The sequence below is a fragment of the Brevundimonas sp. EAKA genome, assembly GCF_000698025.1.
GTDB lineage: Bacteria > Pseudomonadota > Alphaproteobacteria > Caulobacterales > Caulobacteraceae > Brevundimonas > Brevundimonas mediterranea_A.
On sequence record NZ_JMQR01000146.1, the window covers coordinates 1 to 6,602 of the forward strand.

7 protein-coding genes are annotated in these 6,602 nt (G+C 68.4%); 2 read left to right on the forward strand and 5 right to left on the reverse strand.

Annotation, left to right across the window (positions count from 1 at the left end; genetic code table 11):
• Positions 1-53: 53 nt before the first annotated feature.
• Both ER13_RS15100 and ER13_RS15105 read right to left on the reverse strand, forming a co-directional pair.
• Positions 54-635 (reverse strand): methyltransferase domain-containing protein, encoded by a 582-nt coding sequence (locus ER13_RS15100; RefSeq protein WP_052005152.1) that lies wholly within the window; start codon positions 633-635, stop codon positions 54-56.
• A gap of 82 nt (positions 636-717) precedes the next feature.
• On the reverse strand, positions 718-2,805 hold the full coding sequence (locus tag ER13_RS15105) for a TonB-dependent siderophore receptor (RefSeq protein ID WP_035310545.1): 2,088 nt from the start codon (positions 2,803-2,805) through the stop codon (positions 718-720).
• 50 nt (positions 2,806-2,855) lie between these two features.
• Between ER13_RS15105 and ER13_RS15110 the strand changes: the two genes are divergently transcribed.
• Positions 2,856-4,055 carry a DUF1624 domain-containing protein gene (locus ER13_RS15110; protein WP_035310546.1) on the forward strand — a complete coding sequence of 400 codons (1,200 nt, stop codon included), beginning with the start codon at positions 2,856-2,858 and terminating at the stop codon, positions 4,053-4,055.
• Positions 4,056-4,057: 2 nt separating this feature from the next.
• Here the strand turns inward: ER13_RS15110 and ER13_RS15115 are convergent, their stop codons facing one another.
• Together ER13_RS15115 and ER13_RS15120 are read right to left on the reverse strand one after the other, a co-directional pair.
• Positions 4,058-4,768 (reverse strand): DUF6456 domain-containing protein, encoded by a 711-nt coding sequence (locus ER13_RS15115; RefSeq protein ID WP_035310548.1) that lies wholly within the window; start codon positions 4,766-4,768, stop codon positions 4,058-4,060.
• Positions 4,765-5,121 (reverse strand): helix-turn-helix domain-containing protein, encoded by a 357-nt coding sequence (locus ER13_RS15120; protein WP_050771595.1) that lies wholly within the window; start codon positions 5,119-5,121, stop codon positions 4,765-4,767. The genes ER13_RS15115 and ER13_RS15120 overlap by 4 nt, the downstream gene beginning before the upstream one ends.
• Positions 5,122-5,498: 377 nt before the next feature.
• Between ER13_RS15120 and ctrA the strand changes: the two genes are divergently transcribed.
• Positions 5,499-6,200 carry a response regulator transcription factor CtrA gene (gene ctrA, locus ER13_RS15125; RefSeq protein WP_008260932.1) on the forward strand — a complete coding sequence of 234 codons (702 nt, stop codon included), beginning with the start codon at positions 5,499-5,501 and terminating at the stop codon, positions 6,198-6,200.
• Between the two features lie 56 nt (positions 6,201-6,256).
• Here ctrA and ER13_RS15130 read toward each other — a convergent pair.
• On the reverse strand, positions 6,257-6,602 hold a 346-nt coding region (locus ER13_RS15130), incomplete at its 5' end, for a sensor histidine kinase (protein WP_035310550.1).

A 6,602-nucleotide genomic window follows, 5' to 3' on the forward strand; every position in this document is an offset into this window, starting at 1 on the left:
CTGCCGCATGATCATCGATAGTATCGTCTTCTTTCGTAGCGGCGGTTTTTTTTTTACAAGCAAAAGACGGAATCCGAGAGGCTAGGGGGTCTGGTGGCCTGGGAGATGTATAAAAGAGCCGGGGGGGGGGCGGCAGGGCCCCCCGCCCCCGGGTCGTCGATCTTGTCGGTGTCCCCCCCCACCAACAGCCGCCCGCCGGGACGCAAGACCGCCGCCAGGGCCGCCAGGGCCCGCCGCTGCTGCTCGGGGCTGTCCACCCCATAGCCCAGCACCCCGTTGCAGACGACGGCGTCGAACGTCAGGTCGCCGAACAGGGCGTCGGCCTCGCAGACGTCGCCGGTGCGGTGGCGGCCCTTGCGGCCCCAGCGTTCGGCGGACGGGTCGATGTCGGTGGTCCAGACCTCGCCGCCGTTCGCCTCCAGCGCCGCATAGTCGTCCAGCGTATATTCGCGACACCCGACCCACAGGATGCGTCCGCCGTCGGCGGCCAGGGCGGGCACATAGCTTTCGGCCATCACACGCCGATCCGGCAGGTCGCGAATCCGCCGCGCCTTGGCGGAGCGCGCCCCATTGGCGGCGGCCCCGCCGGGGGCCAGCCTGGACATCACGCCCTTGATGTAGCGTCCCAATCCCACGCGCGTCTCCCCTTGATCCAAGACCGCCGTGTTATCGGGACGGCGCGCGTCTGCCAATCGTTCCGACCCGCGCCCCCGCCCGTCAGAGCGCGATCCGCAGCGAGGCGCGCAGGCTGCGGGGGGCGCCGGGGAAGATCCAAAGGGCGCTGTAGGAGCTGGCGGCGTAGCGTTCGTCGAACAGGTTGTCGACCTCGACCCGCGCCGTGACCTGGGGCGTCAGGCCATATTCGACCGCCGCCTTGGCCTTCCAGTAGGCGGGCAGCCGCACCCCGTCGGTGGTCAGGGTCGCGGCCCGGTCGCCGACATAGGCGGCGCCGGCCGTCATCGACCAGTCCGTGCCGTGGGTCGTGGCGAAACGACCGACCACGAACAGCGAGCCCGAATGTTCCGGCACGTTCAGCACATTGTCGGTGGCGAAGGCCTTGTCGTCGGCCTTGGCGTCGGTCCAGGCGTAGTTGGCGACCACCTGCCAGGCCTCGCCCACCCGCACCGACCCGTCCAGCTCGATCCCGCGCGAGGTCAGCTTGCCGACCGGCGCCAGATAGTTAGCGTCCACCGGGTCGCTGGTCAGGATGTTGGTCTTCTCGATGTCGAAGACGGTGGCGGCGAGGTCGATTCCCTCCCAGGCGCCGGACAGGCCGATCTCATAGCCCTTGCCTTCTTCGGGCGCGAAGCCGGCGCCGGTCCGGCCCGTGCCGGAGTTCAGCACGAAGGACTGGCCATAGCTGGCGTGGGCGGTCAGGGCGTCGGTCAGGCGATAGCGGGCGGCGAAGCGATAATCGACCGGGCTGTCCTTGTTCTCGCCCACGGCGCCGGTGCGGTTGTTGCGGATGGTCTGGCTGTAGTCGTCCCAGCGCAGGCCCCCGACCAGGCTGAGACGGTCGTTCACCTCCCACAGGTCCTGGGCGTACAGGGTGATGACCTCGCGCGTTTCCAGATTGTCGGTGAAGGGCAGGGGCGTGGGGCTGGGGACCGCGCCATAGACGGGATTGAACAGGTCGATCGGATAGGGATTGGCCGCCGTCGGATTGATCCGCAGCCACTTCTCGCCATAGGTCAGCTGATAGGCCTTCAGGCCGAAGCCCAGAGTGTGGACGCCCAGGCCGGTGGCGACCACGCCGTTCAGCTCCAGACGGGCCGACAGGTCCTCGACCGTGAAGTCGCGGCCCCGGCGCTGGCGCCACAGCGTCTCGCCGACCAGGCGCGAATGGTCGCTGGACAGGCCGCGCAGCGAACCGCCGCGCGAGGCCACGCCGCCGTTCAGGCTCCAGCCGTCGCTGATCTGGTATTCGCCCGTGATCTGGTGCCGTTCGTTGCGGAACCGCGTCGGGCCGTCGCTGGGCTCGCCGTAGTAGTTCGACTCCGGCAGGGCCAGGGCGTCGCCGTTCACGGCGGGCATGCCTCGGTCGAACAGGGTCGAGAAGACGGTGAACTCGCCCACATAGGTCAGGCGCAGGGCGTCATTGGGCCGCCAGGTCAGGGACGGGGCGACCGAGGTGCGATCCATCCCGACATGGTCGCGCCAGCCGCTGCTGGTCTCGCCCGCCAGCACCAGCCGCCCGGCCAGGCTGTCCGAGATCGGGCCGGTCACGTCCAGTTCGCCGCGCCTGAGGCCGAAGGAGCCGACCGTGCCGGTGAAGACCGCATCGGGGGTGAAGCGCGGGGTCTTGGAGACGATATTGATCCGGCCCGCCGGGTCGATGTCGCCGAACAGGGCGCCGGCCGGGCCCTTCAGAACCTCGATCCGCTCGGCCGTGGCCGGGTCGCGCGGCGGCGCCATGCCCCGGTTGGCCAGGAAGCCGTCGACATAATATTCGGCTCCGCCGTCGGGCGTGCCCAGGAAGCCGCGGACGGCGAAATTGTCCATCACCCCGCCGCGGTTGTTCTGCTGGCTGACGCCGCTGACCAGTTCCAGAGCGTCGGACAGGCGGGTGGCGCCGACGGCCTTCAGCAGGTCGCTTTCGATCGACCGGCTGGACGGAGACATCCGCTCGGTCACCGCACCGACGCCCAGGGTGCGATCGTGCGGGGCTGTGCGACGACCCAGAACCACGATCTCGCCGACGGTCGCGGCCTCGCCCGGCTCCAGGGTCGGCTCCAGCGCGGCAGGGGATCCGGCGTTGGCGGCGGCCAGAAGGCACAGGCTGGCGCAGCTCGAAAGCAGGGACACGTGATACTCCGTTGAAACGTTATAAAGTATCGGCTATCCGCTTCCGCCTGATGATGTCAACCGCCGCAACGCTTGCGCCCGCTTCCGTCGCACCGCCCGAACAGGTCCATTCGGGCGGCCGTATCCGTTCCATCGACGCCCTGCGCGGCCTGGTCATCCTGCTGATGCTGGTGGACCATGCGCGGGAGTTCTTCTTCATCCACGCCCAGGTCTCGGACCCGATGAACCTGGAGACGACGTCTCCGGCCCTGTTCTTCACCCGGCTGTCGGCCCATCTGTGCGCACCGGTGTTCATCGCCCTGACGGGACTGGGCGCCTGGCTGTACGGCAACGGCCGAGGGGGAGGGGCGGTCGGCGCACGGGCGGCGTCCGACTTCCTGCTGAAACGCGGCCTGTTTCTGGTGGTGCTGGAGCTGACGCTGGTCGGCTTCGGCTGGAGTTTCTCCTTCACGCCCCAGATCATCTATCTTCAGGTCATCTGGGCCATCGGCCTGTCGATGATCGCCCTGGCCGCCCTGGTGCGTCTGCCGCGTCCGGCCCTGATCGCCGTCGGCCTGATCATCGTCCTGGGCCACAATCTGCTGGATCCCATCACGATCACAGCGGGCCAGCCGGGTCATGTCCTGTGGGCGGTGCTGCACGACCGCACCCTGATCGACCTGCCCTGGGGCGGTCAGGTGCGGACCTCCTATCCCCTGCTGCCCTGGATCGGGGTGGCGGCCCTGGGGTACGGGATCGGACCGTGGTTCGTCGGGGATGCGTCGCTGCGTTTGCGGCGGCTGGTCCTGACCGGCTTGACCGCCCTGACGCTGCTGATCGTGCTCCGGGGCCTCAATGTCTACGGCGACCCGACGCCCTGGGCCGTCCAGGCCACGCCGCTGCACACCGTCATGAGCGTGCTGAACCTGACCAAATATCCGCCGTCGGCCGATTTCATCCTGCTGACGCTGGGCCTCGGCGCCCTGCTTCTCGCAGGCCTGGAACAGGCGCCGTCCCGATTGACGGGCGTTCTGGCCGTGTTCGGCGGGGCGCCGCTGTTCTTCTATCTGATCCACATCTACGGGCTGCACCTGGTCTATCTGTCGGCCCTGGCCCTGTTCGGCGCCAACCAGGGCGACGGCTTCGGCGTGCCGAACGTCGCCTGGCTGTGGCTGTTGGCCGCCGGGGTCGCCGTGCCCTGCTGGTACGCCTGCCGCTGGTTCGCCGGCGTCAAACGGCGCAGCCCGCACGCCTGGATGAAATACCTGTGACATCAACCGATCCCATAGTGATCCGCCAAGGCCTGTAGCGCCTGTTTCAGCAGGGTCTTGCCCTGGCGGCGGCGCAGGCCCAGGCCGGTTTCGGCCAGTTTCAGACTGTCGCCGTGAACGCAGATCCGCGTCAGCATGGAGCGCAGGCGCGGACCGACGGCGGTCAGGGCCTCTTCGACGCGACGGCCGGCCGACAGGGCGCGGTCGCCGGGTTCGACCCGCGCCGCAGAACCGGCCCCGGCGCGCGGCAGGGCGTCCCAGCGCATGGTCAGGGACGGGCCGGCGCGGGCCTGTTCCACCTCGGTGCGCAGGCGTTCGCCGGCGGCGGCCTCGGCCGGGGTCAGCCAGGGTCGGCCGGCCGCGTCCCGGCGGCGCGCCAGCCAGGCGATGGGGCTTTCGCCCAGGTTGGCGGCGTGACGGATCATGCGGCCCTCTGCGTCGATCAGGGTGCGCTGGCCGTCGATGACGCCGGGTCGGCCCGGCGGGGCGGAAGGGCCTTCGCAGCCGGACGGGCGCGCGACCCAGCCGCCCTGGGGGCGACGGCGCAGGCCGGGCCGGTCGATCAGGGCGCGGAACTCGGGCTCGGCCAGGGTCAGGCTGACGCGGCCGCGCCGGTCGGCGCCCAGCCGCAGCGCATAGACCCCGTGTTCGGCCGACAGCCAGGCGCCGGACCGGACCAGCAGGTCGCGGGCGCGTTCGACGGCGCGGCTCATTGCGGCATCTCCCAGCGCGGCGCGTCGTACAGGCCCGCGATACAGGCCTCCAGCTGTTCCAGCAGGTCGTCGATGGCGCGGCTGTCGCGCTCGTCCTCCACCCAGCGGCAGGCCGCACTGACCGTCGTGCGGTTCATGCCGAACACATGGCCGACCCGTTCCAGCGTCCAGCCGAAGGCGATGTGGGACAGATACATGGCCAGCCAGCGCGCGCGTGAACTGAGCGGGTCGAGCCGTCCGCGCGCCGTCATCCGGTCGGGCAGGGCGCCGGTGCGCGCCGCCACCAGATGCACCGCCAGCCCGGCCTTGGTCCGGTCCTCCTCGCCGACCGGCGCCCTGTAATCCTCCAGCATCACTCTCTCCCATCACAAACCTGATGCGCCATCCTAGATCGACGCGGCGTCTGTGATAGGAATATGATCCTATTCAACGTCAGAAGCGGACGTGAAGCCAGAACCGCCTTGGGGTTGTGATCGGCCCGGTCGGCGACCTGGGCCTCGGAGCCGCGAATGCGAAACCGGGGCCGGCGCGGGGGGGGGAGGGAAACATGGTTAATTAATTTCGAATCGTTGACTCCAGACTCTCGACGGCGATTCGCAAATCAGCTTAGGAACGACTCAATGGCTCGGCGTTAACCCTTCTTAAGGTTTTCGGGTCTTAACCTGCGAACAAGGTTACCCAACCGTGTGGCTGGGTGGTTACCGCAAAGCTTTTGCCTGGAGGGGCACGAATGCGCGTCCTGTTGATTGAAGACGATCACGCAACTGCCCAAAGCATCGAATTGATGCTCAAGTCGGAAGGCTTCAATGTCTATACGACCGATCTGGGTGAAGAAGGCATCGATCTGGGTAAGATCTATGACTACGACCTCATTCTGCTTGACCTGAACCTGCCCGACATGAGCGGCCTGGAGGTCCTGCGCCAGCTTCGCGTCGGCAAGATCAATACGCCGGTCATGATCCTGTCGGGCAGCCATGAGATCGAGACCAAGGTCAAGACCTTCGGCGGCGGCGCCGACGACTATCTGACCAAGCCCTTCCACAAGGACGAGCTGATCGCGCGCACCCACGCCGTGGTCCGTCGCTCCAAGGGTCACGCCCAGGCGATCATCCACACCGGCGAGATCGCCGTGAACCTGGACGCCAAGACGGTCGAGGTGAACGGTCACCGCGTCCACCTGACGGGCAAGGAATACCAGATGCTGGAGCTGCTCTCGCTCCGCAAGGGCACGACCCTGACCAAGGAAATGTTCCTGAACCACCTGTACGGCGGCATGGACGAGCCCGAACTGAAGATCATCGACGTCTTCATCTGCAAGCTGCGCAAGAAGCTGGCCACCGCCGCCGACGGCAAACACTATATCGAGACCGTCTGGGGCCGCGGCTATGTGCTGCGCGACCCGGCCGAAGGCGCCAACAGCGTCGCCGCCTGAAAAGCCGCCGACACCTGATCCTGAAACGCCCGCCGGAAACGGCGGGCGTTTTTGCGTCAGGGGGCGTCGAACGCCACGACCGCCTCCAGGCCGCCGTCCCCGGCGTTGGCCAGGGTCAGCCGCCCGCCCGCGACTTCCGCCATGCGCCGGGCGATGGTCAGGCCCAGGCCCGTGCCGCCGCTGTCGCGCGACCGGGACGGGTCCAGCCGGTAGAAGGGTTCGAACAGGGCCTCCAGCCGATCCTCGGGCACGCCCGGCCCGTGGTCGCGCACGATCAGGCGGGTGTTCGTCCCCTCGATCATCGCCGAGACCGTCGCGCCCCCGCCGTGGCGCCTCGCCTTGTCGATCAGATTGGTCAGGCAGCGGCGCAGGGCCCGGGGGCGCGACGGGCTCGGCGATGAT